Here is a 15,944-nt window from a genome sequence, read left to right on the forward strand (position 1 = left end):
TAGGCGCCCCGTTAAACACGCTGGCCGAACGCAGGCTTGAATCCGTGGGTAACCCGGCAGGACGCCGGGTTAGCCGCACTGGGCCAAGGATGGCCCATTGCGGCGGCCCACGGATTCAAGCCGGAGAGAGGGCACACCGAGCCTAGGCGAGGTGCCGAGTGTAGGGGCAAGAGCCCTTTGGTTACTTTGGGGCTCTTTTCCAAAGTGACCCGCCGTAAGGGCGGAACCATAATCCGCCGTTACCTAAACAACGGATATGTACACCGACAAACCGCCATCGCAGGCAAGCCCCCTCCCACATTTTTGTTTCAGCGGCGCGCTTCAGGCGCCTTACGCACCGGAAACGGAAAGTAGAAAAACCGCAAAACCGCCACCCGCTTGATCACTTCCCCGATCAACAGCGGCACCACCACCGCCACCACAAAACCAACGCACGCCGCGACAAACGCGTGCAGCCCCAGGCGTTCCATCAGGTCAAAGGTCTTGTGCTGGATCTCACCGTGAAAGATCAACAGGATCAACGTCGACTGGCCGATGTAGGTCATCGCCCGGGTCACCAGCGCCGACACCATCAGCACCCGCGCCAAAGCCCAGCACGCGTACACGCCGATCACCGCCAACAGGCTGGTCCACAACCAGTGGTCATAGCGGCGTTGGGCCAGGTCCATGGTATCGCCCCGGTAGAGGAACACAGCGGCGAACAGCACCACGGCAACCAGCAGGGTCAGCCACGAGCCCGCATGGGTGCGCAGCCAGTCGCGCAGCAGGTAGCCGTAGATAAAGCAGGTGCTGCTGATCAAGGTGATATCCAGGCTGAACGGCAAGCCCGGCAGCACCCACGTGTGTTCGCTAAACGTCACCGGCAATTGCCAGAACCACGGCAGCATCCAGATGCCGAGCAGCAGCGGCACCAGCATCACCCCGCAGCTCACCGGCAGCGACAGGCGCTGGATCAGCCGCAGCACCACCCAGCTGAACAGGATCGCCACCCAGAAGTGCGGCAGAAACCACATCGCCTGCCACGGGATGGTGTCCACCGAGGCATACAGCACGCCGCCGATATCCGGCAGCAGCGGCTGGCCACGCAGCACGGCGCGCACGGTGACGTACAGCAGCATGGTGAAGAAAAACGGCTTGAGCAGGCCATCGGCCTTGCGCACCGCCATTTCCACAAACGGCTGCTCGGGCTTGAAGAACACCCCGGACAGGAAGAAAAACAGCGGCAAAATAAACGACGCCAGAATCGGGTACATCAGGTCCGGGGAGGTGGCGACGAACCAGCTGTGTGCGTACACGATCACCAGGATGCCGATGCCCTTGGCGATGTCCATTTGAATCCAACGATGCTTCATCCACGTTTCCCCAACCGATCATTCATGCCTTGCGCCACGGCTTGAGCCACAGCCCCATCGCGAGCAACACCACGGCGCCGGCCAGGGTGCTCAGCCCCAGTTGCAGCCACACGCCGTCAATCCGAAACAGCAGCAGCGCGGCCAGGCTCATCACGCCCGCGCTGATTACCCAATGTCGGGCCCAGGGCAGGGCATCGAGCAGACTCTGGCGTTGCATCAGCAGCAGGGCGGTGCAGAGCACTCCAGCCAGCGCGGCCAAGGGGATACCGGCCAGGCCGAACACGAAGGGCAGGGCGCCGAGCAGCAGCACGTTGACCAGGCTGCCGAGCAGCTCGCAGCGCAACGGCTGGCGCGTGTCGCCGGCGGCGTAGGCGTAACGCGCGAGCAAGGCGTTCCAGGCGCCAAACACCAGCGGCACGGCGAACCACGCCAACAACAGCGGCAGCGGCGAATCCGCCGATTGCTTGGGCAACAGCAGCGCCACCAGGCTCGGCGCCGCCGCTACCAGGCCGACGCCGGCGGGCAGGGTCAGCAGGCTGGCGGTTTCCAGGCCGCGCTTGAGCAGGGCCTGGCGCGCGTCGCCCTGGCGCCGGCTCATCATGCCCAGCAGCACCTGGTTGAGGCTCATCAGTGCAATCAGCGGCAGGTTCATCAGCTTGCGCGCCAGGTTCACCCAGGTCACCGCGCCTTCGCCCAGCAGCGACGCCACCAGCCGTTCGATCAACGCCAGGCCCTGGCTGGCGCCATTGCTTATCAACAAGGGACCGATGCGCTGGCCCAGCTCGCGCAACGGCGCAAAGGTCAGTTGCCAGCGCCACGGCCGCCAGCCCTGGCGCCAGATCGACGGCAGCAGCGCCAATGGCATCAACAGGCTGCCGGCCAGGCAGGCCAAGGCCAGCGCGTGTGGTTGGGTCGCGGTGCCGGCCAGCGCCAGGTAGGTGACCGGCGGCAGGTTGAACAGCAACGAGCCCAGCCCGGCCAGCACAAAACGTTCGCTGGCTTGCAAGGGAATGCTGAACAGCGCGTGCAGGATCAAGCCCGGCACGCACCAGGCGACAATCTGCAAATTGCTCCCGGCCAAGGCGGTGGCGCTGGCGGCCAGCCCTGGCCCGAGCAGTTGCACCAGCCACGGCGCCAACAGCGTCAGCAGCAGGCTGGTGACCAGCGCAATCAGCATCAACGCCGGGAACAGCACTGCCAGCCAGTCCAGGCGCTCGCCGTCCTTGCGCGCCAGGTACAGCGGCAGCGCGGCGGCGCTCAATACCCCACCGGCCAGCGACATGCGCAACGCCTCGGGTAAAAACAGCGCGATCAGGAACGCATCACTGCGCTCCCCCGCGCCCCAGGCCGCCACCAGCAGCCATTCGCGGGCGAAGCCCAGGCACAGGCCCAGCAGGGTTGCCACGGTCAGCCAGGCGGCAGAGCCCAGCATCAGGGTTGCGCGCCATCAAGCAGCGGTCCGCGCGACGCCACGGCCTTGACCTGCCCCAGCCGCGCCGGAAACAAGCGGCGCGCCTCCAGCACATTGATGCCCACCATCAGCCAGAACAGCGCGACCATCACCACCGCAAAGCTGAAGTAGTGGTCAAACAAACCGCTGACCAGCGCCGACAGAATCCCGCCGGTCGTGCCCAGCCACAGGGCGTTGTCCTTGGTCAGGCGGATCGGGCCTTTTTCCGGGCGCGCCTCACGCCACCAACGCACGGTCACGGCCACAAAAAACAGCATGCCGACGATGCCGATCTTGTAGATGTAGTTCAGCCACAGGTTGGAAATCCCCAGCAAATCCGTGCCCGGCACCGGCGGGTCGACCTTGAAGCCGATGCCGAACGGGTAGGCCGCCACGGCTTGGGGGAACATGCGGTATTCGTCGAAACGCACTTCGGTACTGGCGTTGCTCGAGGAGAAAATCGTCGCCAAGCGCTCCTGCAACGGTGGGTAGGCGATCACCAGCGCCACGGTCAGCGCCGCGCCGATCATCAACAGGCGCCCGGTGTACGGCACGCGGCGCGTCGCCATCCACACCAGCACCAGCGCCAGGCTGACCATCGCTCCGCGGCTACTGGCCAACAGCAAGGCCGCCGCCCCCAGGCAGGCAACGCCGAGGCCGAGTGCGCGCTTCCAGCCTTGCTCGGTCATGCCGAAGCAGAACGCCAGCGGCAGCAGCAACGCCATGATCCCGCCGATGGCATTCGGGTGGGTCCACGGCGAGCCCATACGCGACGACATCGCCTCGAGGCCGAATTTGAGCATGTCGAAGTTGGCGTAGTTGAACAGCGCCAGGATCGGCGCAATCCCGGCCCCGGAGCGCGTACGCACAAACACCCCGATCGACAGCACCAGCATCGCCAGGGTGCCCAGCAGCAGGGCGATCACCAGGTGTTCGCGGTGCTTGTGGTCCACCAGCAATTTGGCGGCGATAAATACTCCGGACAGGTTCAGCAGCCAGCGCAGCCAGTTGGCCACGCCGCTGGTGTCGGCGTGAATCGTGACCTGGCCGACAATGAACGGGAACACGCTGAACAGCATCAGCCACAACAGCATCTGGTCGGTGGGCCGGCGCGTCAGGCTCGGTGCCATGGGCAGGCGCACGAGGAAGCTCTGCCACAGGATCGCGCCCCAGGTCAGCGCCAGGATCGCCTCGCTGACCGTACTGCGGATGCCCAGGTTGACCGTGGAAAACGGCATGAACGTCGCCACAAAGGCAAACAGCAACAGGCCCCAGAACGGAAAGCGCAGGATGGTTACCGCCCCCGCCAGGCCGACCACGGCCACGAACGCCTTGGCCGGTGACAGCAACAGGGCCACCGCGCCAAACAGCAGGCCAAAGAGGATCGCGACGAGGCTTGTCAGGTTCACTCTCACGTAAGTTCCTCGATCAGTTCGGCCAGGCGCCGGCGGTAGGCGAGGTGGTTGAAACGCGCGGCCCATTGGCGGCGTTGCTCGGGTGTGTCTTCATCGGGTTGCCCACCCAGGCTGAGCATCAGCTGCACCAGCTCCGGGCCATCGGTGGGCGAAAAACGCGGCGCCGACGGCGGGGTGATTTCATCCAGCGAGGTACCACTGGCCACCGCCACCGGCGTGCCGACGCTCAGCGCTTCAATCACCGGCAGACCAAACCCTTCTGCATAGGACGGCTGCCACAGGCGCGAGGCGTTGCGGTACAGCGCGTGCAATTCGGCATCCGACACGCCGCTCAACGCGCGAATCCCCGACAGGCTGCGCTGGGCTTCGGGCAGGTGCTCCAGGCTGCCCACCAGCACCAGTTCCGGCACCTGGGGTGATTGGCGCCGCGCCTGCTGCCAGGCGTCCACCAGAAATGGCACGTTCTTGCGCAGCTCGCGCGTGCCCACCAGCAGCCAATACCGCTCGGGCAATTGGCGCGCGGACAGGTCGGCGGCCAACTCGGCAAAGCCATCGACCTGGTTAGGCAGCACACGAATCTTGCCCGCCGCCTTGGGAAACAGCCGCGCGGTTTCATCGGCGCTGTACTGCGACGGCGTCCACACACGGTCGGCGCTGTGCACCGCGTGGGCAATCGACAGCCGATCACTGGTCTTGTAGATAAGCGCCTTGAGGCGGTTGGCGTGGTAGTTGTTCAAGGTGATCTGGAACAGGTCATGCAGCAGCACCACGGTGCGCAAACCCTTGGGTTTGGGCGGCAACGGCAAACCCATGTTGAAGGTGCTGATGTACAGATCGATGTGCTGCTCACGCAACGCGCGCGGCAAAAAACCGGCCTCGAAGCGCAGGCGATTCTGCGGCTGGTGCATGGCGGTCTTCGCGCAACCCCAGTCCGGGCAGTGGGCCTGCAAGCGGGTTTCATCGCCCAGGGGCGCCACGGTAAAACGCTCAAGCTCGATGCCCGGCAAGGTCTGCAGGGCGCTTTCCAGCGCGTACACCTGGCGGCTGATGCCCGATTGCGGCGAGGTGCCGACGGTGCGGTAATCCAGGCCTATACGCATGCAGGCTCCTTTTGATTGTGCGGCGCGAGGCTCGCGTACACCTGCTCCAGCTGGCCGGCGGCGACGCTCCAGTCATGGGCTCGGCGTACATAGGCGCGACCGGCTTCGCCCATGGGCGCGGCGGCGTCGGGGAACTGCAGCAGGCGCACCACGGCGTCGGCCAGGTGCGTAGCGGTCTGGCCGCCAAGGTAGTCGAGGCCTTCCACCAGGTCCAGCCCCGACACGCCTTGCGCGGTGCTCGCCAGCGGCAGGCCGGCGGCCAGCGCTTCGAGGACCTTGAGCTTGGAGCCGCCGCCATGGCGCAACGGCGCCAGGAACACTGAACTGCTTGATTGCAGTTCCAGCAGGTCGGGCACAAAACCTTGCCATTCGATGCGCGGGTCCGGCCAGCGTTCGCGCCAGCTGGCAGGCATGCCGAACCCGCACACGCTCATGCGCGCCTGCGGGCAGCGCGCCCAGACCTTGGGCAGGATCTCATCCAGGGCCCACTCGATGGCGTCCACGTTCGGCGCGTATTCATAGTTGCCGAGGAACAGTACGCGGCGTGTCGACGGGTCGGGGCGAGCGTTGGCGAAGTGGTCGCAGTCCACGCCATTGACCACCACCGGCACCGGCTTGCCGGCGATTTTCGCCAGCACCTGGGCGTCGCTTTCGGTCACTGCCAACACCCGCGCGGCCTGGCGCATCACCCGACGTTCCCAACGCGCGTAGCGCCATTGGTCGTAGCGAATAAACGGCAGCGACCAGCCCGGCAGGCGGTCGTAGGTGGCGGCGCCGAGGGCCGATTCCACATTGTGTTCGGTCAGCACAAACGGCTGGGACTTACGCGCAAGCGCTTCTTCGTATGGCTGGAAACTGTAGCTGTGCTCGATCTGCACCACGTCCCAATGCTCACCCAGCAACCAGTTGAAGGTGTCCTGCAACTCGCCCGACAGGCCGTTCACACTCGCCAGCAGCGGGTAGGGCGCAAACAGCCCGGCCACCAGGGTCGTGACACTGCGCAGCGGGCGGCGCGGCAGGATGATTACCTGTTCGACCAGCGCCTCCAACACCTGGCGGTCGGTGAGCGACACGGGGTGCTTGTCATGCAGCAGCAAGGTGATCCGATGCCCACGCGCGGCGAGGCTGCGCAGCAGGTGGAACTGGCGCGTCTTGCCGCCGCTGGTGGCGGGCCAGGGCGAGTAGGGCAGGATCCATAAAATGCGCATGGCAGGCCTCAGTCCCATAACAGAATTTGCAGGTTCGGCTTGACCGTGACGGTCAGGCCGTTGGTGCCGCTCACCGGGGTTTGCGTGCCGCGCAGCGGGTCGTACAGGGTCGCGTTGGCCAGGTTCGGCAAGTGTGCGTTGCCGCCTTCGGCCGACCAGAAGAACCACAGCTTGTGCCCGTCGGCGCGGGTCCAGCCGATGCTGAACAGGCCGTCGGGCAATTGGTCGGCCACGGGTGGGTCGCCGGGGGTGAGCTGCGGGCCGCTGATGTCGAGGAAGTTTTTCAGCGCGGTGTAGGCCGGCTTGGGGTTGGCGTCGATATCCAGCAGGCCATAAAACTGGTCGCGCACGCTGGCGCGCTGGTCGAGGTCGCTGAGGGTGAACAGGAAGATCCGGTCAAAATCCATCGCACTCATCAGCGCCACGCGACGCAGGATGTAATCGGCCTGGCCTTGCTGGGTGATGATGTCCTGGGCGTCTTTGGGCCCGGGGTAGGTCGACCAGCCCCACTCGGTGCTCCACAGGGTTTGCACGCCGCCGTTGCGCAGGGCCAGGTTGAGCGCGTTGGTCTTGATGACAAAGTCCAGGTTGGCCGGGTCATTGCCTTCGGGCAGTTGGGTGTAAGGGTGATAGGAAATCACCGTGTTCAGGCTGGCCACGCCGAGTGCGCCGAGGGCGTCGAACATGGTCTGGCCGTTGGGCATTTCGCTGAAGAACGCCATGCCGGCGGCCACCACCGGCTTGCTCGGGGCCACACCCCGCAAGGCTGCGGCGCTGGCGGTGAGCAGCGCGGCAAAGCCGGCCGGGTCGGCCACCGGGCGCCAGAAGCCGAGCAGGTTAGGCTCGTTCCATACCTGCCAGGCGTCGACGCTGGGGTAACGCTGGGCCAGCAGCGCCATGCGCGTGGCAAATACGTTCGGGTCCTTGGGCGGGTACTGGTCCTGGTAGGGCGCACCGACCGGCGCGGTGGTGGCGAACGGCGCCGAGCCCACCAGGTAGAACACCGACTTGAGCTGGTTGCTTTGCAGGTTGCCGACCAGTTGATCCAGCGTGGCGACCTGGTACTGGTTCTCCACCGGCTCGAGTTGATCCCAGTGCAAATCCAGGCGCACCCACTCCAGGCCCAGGGCCTTGAGGCGGTCGATCTGCATCTGGTAACGCGCCGGGCTGAACCACAGGAACTGCGCGTTCACCCCCAGGAAATCCTTCCACACCACCACCTTGCTGCCCTTGAGCACGTGGTTCTCGGCGTCGGCCTGGCGCCCCCAGATAAAGGCGCTCAGGCCGATTACAGCGACCACCGCCAGGGTGGCCAGGTAGGTGCGTTTACGCGCCATGGCGGGCTCCGGCGATGGTTTCGGCAAACAGGTCGGCGAACTTCTGTGCGGTCAGCGGCCACAGGCGTTCGCGGCCGATTTCGCCGGCGCGTTCGGCCCAGTCGCGGGCCAGCAACGGGTTACGCGCCAGGCGCAGCAGCTGTGCGCTGAGCGCGGCCACATCGCCTTCGGGGTAGATGGCGCCGTTGCCGCTGGCGACTTCCTCGGCAAACGCGCGCGCATCCGAGGTGATCGCCCCGCGCCCGCACGCCGCGGCCCAGGACAGCGCGCCACTGGTGCCACGCTGGCGGCCGAGCAGGCCGAGTTTTTTCGATTCGCGGTAGGGCAGCACCATCACATGGTGGGCCTGGATGGTCTGGGCGATTTCGTCGGCGGGCAGGTTCAGGCGCCAGTCGATGGAATCGGTCAGGCCGAGTTCGGCGATCTGGCTCTTCAGCTGTTCCAGGTAGTTGCCGCCGGCGCCGAAGGCCATCTCGGCCGCGGTGCCGCCAGCCAGGGTCAGACGCACGCGGCCGCGCAATTCGGGGGCTTGGTTGAACACGTCCGCCAGGGCCTGTACCAGGTCTTCGATGCCTTTGCCGCGGTAGATAAACCCGAAGTACAGCAGGTGCAGGGTCTCCAGCGGCGGCAATGCTGCCGGCGGGATCGCCAGGTTGGCATGGTTGATCACTGCCACCTTGCCCGGTGGCAACTGCATGCGTTGGCTCAGGCACTCGGCGCCCAGGCGGGTGAGGGTGATCAGGCGGGTCAAACCGGCCGCCACCTGGCGTTCTTCACGCAGGGTCAACGGGTCGGCCAGCACCACAGCGGCCTGGGGCAGGGGGCTGGGCAAACGCTCCAGCAGGTTCAGCGGGAACGGCAACTGCTCACGCCGCCAGACGATGCGCTCCGGGTCGTGCACCGTGGCGGTCAGCGGCAGGTGCGAGTAGGCCTTGCGCAGCTCGCGCAGGGCCAGGAACTCGCCGAGGCGCCCGCCCCCCAGCTCGGCGTGTACCAGGTCCACGGTCTGCCAGTTGAAGGTCGCGACGGCCTGTTTGATCGCCGCACTGTTGCCCGGCACATCCGCCAGCGGCGTCAGCACCGTCACACCCAACTGCTCCAGCGCCGTGCGGAAATGGTTCGCGTAGTCGGCGATGCCGTTTTTCTCTGGCGGCAACGGCGCGAGCAGGGCGATACGCATCAGACTGCCCCTCGGTATTTGCCGATGGTCTGCAGCACTTTGCTCGGCACTTCAAACTTGCGACGGTTGATGATGATGCCGTCCACCTTGCCGAACGCGGTGTTGAGGATCGACAGCGCGTGTTCCACCACCGGCACAGTACTTTTGCGCGCTTCCACCACCAGCCCGATCAGGTCGGCGCGGCGCAGCGTGATGAACGCTTCGCGGTTGTCGAGCAACGCCGAGGCGTCGAGCAGCACCACTTCGCCCGGCGCGGCGGCTTCGAGCCCGCCGACCCGCACATTGATGCCGTTCTCGCGCAGCAACTGGCGCAGTTGTTCCACCACAAAGGTCACGCCTTCGCCATGCCGCGCCGAGGTCAGCCCCAGGGTCAGGCCCTGCTCGGCGATACGCGCGGGCTGCAACAGGCTGTACAGCCGGTAGATGCTTGCGTTGAAGGCGTTGGTGCTTTGCGCGGTGGTGGTGTCCAGCTCCGGCAGGGTGGTCCACAGCGGCAGGCCGAACTTGCGTTCCACCAGGCCGCCGTCGTGGATGCGCTGGTCGAGCAGGTAGCACAGGTAGATCACCAGCAGGCCGACGACGATCGCAAACGGGATCGCCAGCACCAGCATCACCAGGGTTTTCGGGAAGATGCGGCCGGGGTTCAGGGTGGCTTCTTCGATCACGGCGATGTTGCTGATCTGGCTGTTGTCCAGCTCACGGTCGATGCGCGATTTTTCCAGGTTGTCGACGTACAGCGCGTAGTTGCGCTCAGTGGTGTTCAGCTCGCGGGAGAGGCGCGCCAGTTCCGGTTCAATCTCAAGAGCCTCCTTGCGTTGGCCCTCCAGATTCACCAGTTGTTTCTGCTGCTCCACCAGTTGGGTACGCAGCGCCAGGTTGTTGCTCGACTCATCCAGCAGCACCCGCTGCAAGTGGATTTCCAGGGTGTTCGGCGCGCGGTTTTCCGAGGCCTGCACGGTGTTGCTCTCGCTGGCGACCATGCCCTGCATCGCGCGGATCGAGGCGTCCAGGGCTTTGACCGGCGGCGCGTTGTCGGTGTAGGTGCGCATCATGTCGGCTTTTTCCAGCAGCTTCTGGTTCAGCAGGCGACGCAAATCCTGCTGCTGCGGGTTGAGCGCGATCTGGCGAACCGTGGTGACTTCCTTGGGCTGGCCCTTGAGCTGGCTGCGGGTGCTCTGGATGGCGCTGTCGGACGAGGCGATCAGGCGCGTGGTGTTGAACACTTCGCCACGCAGCACGTTGATGCGCTCGGACAAGTCTTCCAGGCGGTCGGTGATGCTCGCCGCGCCAATCTGGTTGAGGTGCGTGAGGATCTGTTCCTTGTAGCTCTTGATCTCGGTGGCGCTGTTCGCCGCCTGGCCTTCATAGAAGGCGTACAGGCTCTTGCGCCCCAGGGCCTGGGTGCGTTCGTTGATGTAGGTTTCGACCCAATCCTTGACCACCGCCTGGGCGATTTCCGGGTCGCTCCAGGTAAAGCTGATGTCCATCACCGTGGAACCGGCGGCGTGGCTCACTTCAAAACTCTTCTCCAGGCCTGCGGCCAGGCGTTCCACCGGGGTGGTTTTTTCCACCACGCCGACGGTTTCCAGGACCACGCGCAGGCCATCGAACACCGCGCCGATGCCTTGCTTGACGTAGTGCTTGGTTTTCTTGATAAAACCTTCCGGCGGCGGCGCGTTGTTGATCACTTCCAGGTAGTGCTCGGCCACCGCACGCACGATCGGGCGCCCGGTCAGCAGGCGCTCTTCATCGACAATCGGGTCGCGCTGGGTGCTGGGCATCACCAGCGCCTGGCGGTTGCTGATCTCGATCGGCAGGGTCGAATCGCGCCCCGGTTTCACCAGCAGGCGCGCAGTGGATTCGTACTTGGCCGGCAGCAGGAATGCGCCCAGCAAGATGATCACCAGCGCGGCAATCGCTGCGAGTTTGAACTCGTGGCGGAAGATGAAGAACAGGCGAAGCAGATCACGAAAAGAACGGATCTCGATCATGGGATGTCGCTCCTTTAGTTATTGCCGCCGCTGGTGCGCGTGTAGTTGTAGCCAACCCCGATGGACTTGGTGAACGGGATCAGTTGGTTCATGTAGGTGTCCACTCCCTGGATGCGTTCGCCCACGTTGGATTTGGGCACGAACACCACATCACCGCGTTGCAGGCGCACGGGTTTGCGCCCGTTGGGGCCGGTCTTGAGCAACTGGCTGAAGTCCAGGAAGTAGGCGTGATAGGCGCCCTGGGCGTCTTCACGCAGCAGCGCGACCATGCTCGCGTCGCCCGCCGGGTTGACCCCGCCGGCACCGAGGATCGCCTGTTCCAGCGTGTTGGCCGTGGCGATCTGCACCGCCGTGGGGTTGTTCACCGCGCCGCCGACGATCACCGAATTTGCCGGTGCCTGGTTGATGTTCACCGTCACACGCGGCTCGCGGTAGGTCTGCGCGAGCTTGCCGGTCAGCTCGGTGGCGAGGTCCGAGGGCTGGCGCCCGGCCACCTGGATCGGGCCGAGGAACGGGTAGTTGATCTTGCCGTCGGTTTGCACCGTGTACAGCGTCAGCTCGTAGATGGTGCTGACGTTGAACGCCGACAGGGTCGGCATCTCGCCGGCGTCGCGCACAATACGCAACTGGTCGCCGACGCGGATGCGTTCGACCGCCGGCGGCAACTGGGCGAGCTGGTCGAGGGCGCGCTTGCCGTCTTCGACGGCCTGGCTGTCCGGTGACGCGATGCGTGCCGGGGTATTGCAGGCGGCCAGGGCCAGCATGGCCAGAGCGAGCACGGTTCTTTTCATCAAGGGGGACTTCCTGTGGGTCATGCTGCTCACCTCCAATAACCGGGAAACATGCTGATGCGCCGCTTGAGGGACAGCGGCAAACGACGCTCAAGATGGCCCAGCCGGTAGCCGAGCAATTTGAATGCACTGCGCACCAGCACTTCGGGCACGCGGTGCAGGGCACCGGCCTGGCGCAGGGCGGCGAGCTCGGCCAGCACATAGCGCTTGCCTTCGCCGCCGGCATCGCCAAACGCCTGGCGGATCCACGGTTCGCGGCCGTAGAACACGCCGATGTCGAAGTAGCGGTGAAACTCATCCATGAGTTTGTAATCGTGGGAGTGGTGCACCTGCGCCGTGGCGGCGTAGCGCACCTTGAAGCCACCGAGCAGCATGCGCGCGGCCACGTAGGCGTCTTCGCTGCCGATCACGTCGGCGGGGAAACCGCCCACCGCTTCCAGCGCACTGCGCCGGTACACCGAAAACGAGTCGGAGCTGAAGCAGGTCTTGATCCCCAGTTCAGGCGCATCCGCCAGGCTTTTGCTGCGGCTCTGCGCCGGGTAGTTGAAGTGCCGCGATTGCGCGCCCAGCACACCGGCGTCCGGGTGCGGCAGTTGGCGGCCGTAGGCCACGCCGTTGAGCGGGTCTTGCTGCAATTCATCGATCAGGTTGACGAAGGTGTCCGGGGTGGCGGGGATGGCGTCCTGAGTCATCACAATCAAAGCGTCGCCGCCCACTTGCTCGCTGGCCCAGCGCCGGGTGCCACCGTGGTTGAAGTCGCGGGCGTCGATCACTTCGACTCGCGCGCCGAACTCGCGAAAGCGCGCCACGGTGTCATCGCTGGAGGCGCTGTCGACCACCAGCATCTCGTCCGGTTGCAGGGTTTGCATCTGCAGCGCCGGCAGCAGGCGCGCCAGGTGGCTGGAGGCATTACGGGTCGGGATGATCAGGGACGTGCGCATATTATTGCTTCACATCGAGGGCGGGCGCGCGGCCGTAGATGTCGTCGAAGCGCACGATGTCGTCCTCGCCCAGGTACTCGCCGCTCTGCACCTCGATCATCACCAGGTCGATGATGCCGGGGTTGGTCAGGCGGTGTTTGTGCCCGGCCGGGATGTAGGTGGACTCGTTGGCGTTGATCAGAAATTCGCGTTCGCCATTGGTGATCTGCGCCGCGCCGCTGACCACCACCCAGTGTTCGCTGCGGTGGTGGTGCATCTGCAACGACAGCGACGCCTGGGGCTTGACCACGATGCGCTTGATCTTGAAGCGGCTGCTTTCCTCGAGCACGGTATAGGTGCCCCACGGCCGGGTGACGGTGCGGTGCAGGCTGTACGCCGGATGGTTCTGGCGCTTGAGTTCGGCGACGATGTAACGCACGTCCTGGCTGCGGTTGGCGTCGGCGATCAGCAGCGCGTCGGGGGTGTCGACGATGATCAGGTCGCGCACGCCCACCGCGCCCAATACGCGCTTGGGCGAGTCGATGTAGCAGTTGTGCACGTCATGCAAAATCGCCTCGCCATTGACCTGGTTGCCATGGGCATCGCTGGGGGTGAGTTGGCGCAGGGCTTCCCAGGAGCCGATGTCGCTCCAGCCGATGTCGCAGGGCACTACGGCGACTTGCGCGGATTTTTCCATCAGCGCCACGTCGATGGAAATGTCCGGCGCGCTGCCGAAGGCTTCTGGCTCCAGTTCACGCTGGCGCGAGGTTTTGTTCTGCAGGCTCTGGCTGTGTTCCAGCGCGGCGCGGGCAGCTGCCAGCACATCCGGGGCGTGGGCGCTGAGTTCGTCCACCAGGGTGCCGGCCTTGAAGCAGAACATGCCGGCGTTCCACAGGTGTTTGCCGCCGTCCAGGTAGCCCTGGGCGGTTGCCAGGTCGGGCTTCTCGACGAAGCGTTTGACCCGATTGCCATGGCTCAACGGCTCGCCTTGCTCGATATAGCCAAAGCCGGTTTCCGGGTGGTCGGGCTGGATGCCGAAGGTCACCAGGTAGCCGGCTTCGGCCAGCTCGCGGGCCTGGGTCACGGCCGCCGCGAACGCCACTTCATTGAGGATCAGGTGGTCGGCTGGCATCACCAGCAACTGCGCGTCGCCGCCAAAATGCTCCTGCACATGCAGCGCCGCCACGGCTATCGCCGCTGCGGTGTTGCGGCCAAAGGGCTCCAGCAACAGGTCCAGCGGCAGATGGGCCTTGTTGACCCCACGGTAGTCGTCCAGGGTGCGGAACAGCAGGTCGCGGTTGGTCACCGTCAACACGCTTTCCACGCCGGGCAGTTTGGCCGCGCGCTGGAAGGTCTTTTGCAGCAGGCTCTGGCCGTCGCGCATGCGCATGAACGGCTTGGGCATGTTCTGCCGGGACACCGGCCACAGCCGCGTGCCCGACCCACCGGAAATGATGCAGGGAATTAATCCGTTGAGGGTGTTCATCAATAGACTTCCTTGGTGGAAAGGACGGCGGGGACCGTCATGAAGACGATGTACAAGTCAAACCACACCGACCATTTGGAGATGTACTCGAGGTCGTATTCGACACGTTTCTGGATCTTGAACAGGGTGTCGGTTTCACCCCGGTAACCATTGATCTGCGCCCAGCCGGTGATGCCCGGCTTCACCCGGTGGCGCGAGCTGTATTCGCTCACTGCCACTTCGAAGGGAATGCCTGCGGCCTTGGTCGCCGTGGCATGCGGGCGCGGGCCGACCATCGACATGTTGCCCAGCAGCACGTTGAACAGCTGCGGCAGCTCGTCGATGCTGGTCTTGCGAATGATGCGGCCCACGCGGGTGATGCGCGGGTCTTTGCGGGTGGTTTGTTGTTCGGCGGTGAAATCGCTCTGGTCGGTGTACATCGAGCGAAACTTGAACACGCGGATTTCGTTGTCGTTGTAGCCGTAGCGGTTCTGGCGAAACAGGATCGGGCCCTTGGAGTCGAGCTTGATCGCAATCGCCGTGGCGACCATCACCGGCGCCAGGCACACCAGCGCCAGGCTGGCGAGCAGCAAATCCTCCAGGCGCTTGATCACCGGCGACCAGCCGCGCAATGGCAGTTGCGAGGTGTTGAACATCAGGATGCCGCCGACATCGGTGATCTTGCTGTGGCCGTAGCGCAGGGCGGCCATGTCGGGCACCAGCATCACGTTGACCGACATCTGCCGCAGGCGGTTGACCAGCCCGTGGATGCGCTGCTCGGCGGCCCACGGCAGGCAGATCATCACCTGGTTGACCTGCTGGCCGCGGATCAGCTTTTCCAGGTCGCGGGTGTTGCCCAGCAAGGGCAGGTTGCTCAGTTCCTTGGGGATACGCTCGGTGCGGTCGTCGATAAAACCAATCAGCCCGGAGCGAATATCGCCGTTGCGTTGCAGGTGGTCGGCGACGTGCACGGCGGTGTCGGTGAAGCCGAGGATCACCGTGCGCTGCAGGTATTTGCCGGCGCGCATCAGCTTGCGGTACAGGCGCAGCATCAGCAGGCGTTCGAGGCAGAACAGGGCCAGGCTGGCGAAGTACCAGACGAGCAGGTTACGTGGGGTCAATTGCGGGAAAAACTGCAGGATCTGGTACATGAACAGCAGGATGCAGAACGCCGCCGACCAGGCCTTGACCTTGGTTTTCAAGCGCAGGCGGTTGCTGAACAGCTCCTCGGAATAGATCCCCAGGGCCTGGAACAGAATGATGGTCAGCACCGCGAAAAATACCAGCAGCCCGATGAAGTGGGCGCGCAGCTCAGGGTCCAACGGGTCGATGAAAATCACCAGGACCAGAGGCGGCAGGATGGCAGAGAGGCCATGGATCAACTTGACGAAAACAACAAAGAACTCAACAAAACCGGCACGTGTTAAAAACAGGCTGTCGACGGACGACTTCTCTCGCATAAAACATTCCTCATTGCACTCCAGACTCTGCTGTTCGAGGATTTGTTCAATAAAGCAGTGGCTGCTTTAGAACGCGTGTCGAACTACGGCTACTCTGGGTAATACGCAACTATCAATCCAAATGCATAAACCAAACAAAGCTATGCAGTTGAAGGGAATCTGCGGGGTAGTGACTAAAGGAGTGTTCCCTTTTTGTGGTGGTCAATTAATTGACTATAGCGCGGAGGTGGCATGCTAGACAGGTTAATCAATCTCTTTAGTGTCATTTTATTGAC

Annotated in this window: 12 protein-coding genes; all 12 read right to left on the minus strand. The window is 64.4% G+C overall.

Translation table 11 applies throughout. From position 1 onward, the window contains the following. Window positions 1–308: 308 nt before the first annotated feature. Genes AC0IYH_RS26025 through AC0IYH_RS26080 form a run of 12 tightly spaced genes read right to left on the minus strand, consistent with a single transcriptional unit; the run spans window position 309 to window position 15,669 of the window. On the minus strand, window positions 309–1,352 hold the full coding sequence (locus AC0IYH_RS26025) for an acyltransferase family protein (protein WP_471836905.1): 1,044 nt from the start codon (window positions 1,350–1,352) through the stop codon (window positions 309–311). A 22-nt stretch (window positions 1,353–1,374) separates the two neighbouring features. Next, entirely contained in the window at window positions 1,375–2,784 is a 1,410-nt protein-coding gene (gene murJ, locus AC0IYH_RS26030) for a murein biosynthesis integral membrane protein MurJ (protein ID WP_471836907.1), read from the minus strand. After that, window positions 2,784–4,211 carry an O-antigen ligase family protein gene (locus AC0IYH_RS26035; RefSeq protein WP_471836909.1) on the minus strand — a complete coding sequence of 476 codons (1,428 nt, stop codon included), beginning with the start codon at window positions 4,209–4,211 and terminating at the stop codon, window positions 2,784–2,786. The genes murJ and AC0IYH_RS26035 overlap by 1 nt, the downstream gene beginning before the upstream one ends. Before the next feature lie 2 nt (window positions 4,212–4,213). Beyond that, window positions 4,214–5,317 carry a glycosyltransferase family 4 protein gene (locus AC0IYH_RS26040; RefSeq protein WP_471836910.1) on the minus strand — a complete coding sequence of 368 codons (1,104 nt, stop codon included), beginning with the start codon at window positions 5,315–5,317 and terminating at the stop codon, window positions 4,214–4,216. Next, the gene (locus AC0IYH_RS26045) at window positions 5,308–6,525 is read right to left on the minus strand and encodes a glycosyltransferase family 4 protein (protein WP_471836912.1); all 1,218 of its coding nucleotides are present in this window, start codon (window positions 6,523–6,525) and stop codon (window positions 5,308–5,310) included. The genes AC0IYH_RS26040 and AC0IYH_RS26045 overlap by 10 nt, the downstream gene beginning before the upstream one ends. Before the next feature lie 8 nt (window positions 6,526–6,533). Next, on the minus strand, window positions 6,534–7,862 hold the full coding sequence (locus tag AC0IYH_RS26050) for a glycoside hydrolase family protein (protein WP_471836913.1): 1,329 nt from the start codon (window positions 7,860–7,862) through the stop codon (window positions 6,534–6,536). Beyond that, a complete protein-coding gene (locus AC0IYH_RS26055) occupies window positions 7,852–9,042 on the minus strand; it encodes a glycosyltransferase (RefSeq protein WP_471836915.1) in 1,191 nt (396 codons plus the stop codon). The genes AC0IYH_RS26050 and AC0IYH_RS26055 overlap by 11 nt, the downstream gene beginning before the upstream one ends. Further along, window positions 9,042–11,033: a GumC family protein gene (locus AC0IYH_RS26060; protein ID WP_471836917.1), complete on the minus strand. Its 1,992-nt coding sequence runs from the start codon at window positions 11,031–11,033 to the stop codon at window positions 9,042–9,044. The genes AC0IYH_RS26055 and AC0IYH_RS26060 overlap by 1 nt, the downstream gene beginning before the upstream one ends. 14 nt (window positions 11,034–11,047) lie before the next feature. Then, the gene (locus tag AC0IYH_RS26065; protein WP_471836919.1) at window positions 11,048–11,824 is read right to left on the minus strand and encodes a polysaccharide biosynthesis/export family protein; all 777 of its coding nucleotides are present in this window, start codon (window positions 11,822–11,824) and stop codon (window positions 11,048–11,050) included. A 29-nt stretch (window positions 11,825–11,853) separates the two neighbouring features. Beyond that, window positions 11,854–12,765: a glycosyltransferase family 2 protein gene (locus AC0IYH_RS26070; protein WP_471836921.1), complete on the minus strand. Its 912-nt coding sequence runs from the start codon at window positions 12,763–12,765 to the stop codon at window positions 11,854–11,856. A gap of 1 nt (window position 12,766) precedes the next feature. Further along, a complete protein-coding gene (locus AC0IYH_RS26075) occupies window positions 12,767–14,230 on the minus strand; it encodes a mannose-1-phosphate guanylyltransferase/mannose-6-phosphate isomerase (protein ID WP_471836922.1) in 1,464 nt (487 codons plus the stop codon). Next, entirely contained in the window at window positions 14,230–15,669 is a 1,440-nt protein-coding gene (locus AC0IYH_RS26080; RefSeq protein WP_116630549.1) for an undecaprenyl-phosphate glucose phosphotransferase, read from the minus strand. The genes AC0IYH_RS26075 and AC0IYH_RS26080 overlap by 1 nt, the downstream gene beginning before the upstream one ends. Window positions 15,670–15,944: the final 275 nt, after the last annotated feature.

This window comes from Pseudomonas sp. AC463, from assembly GCF_979253585.1.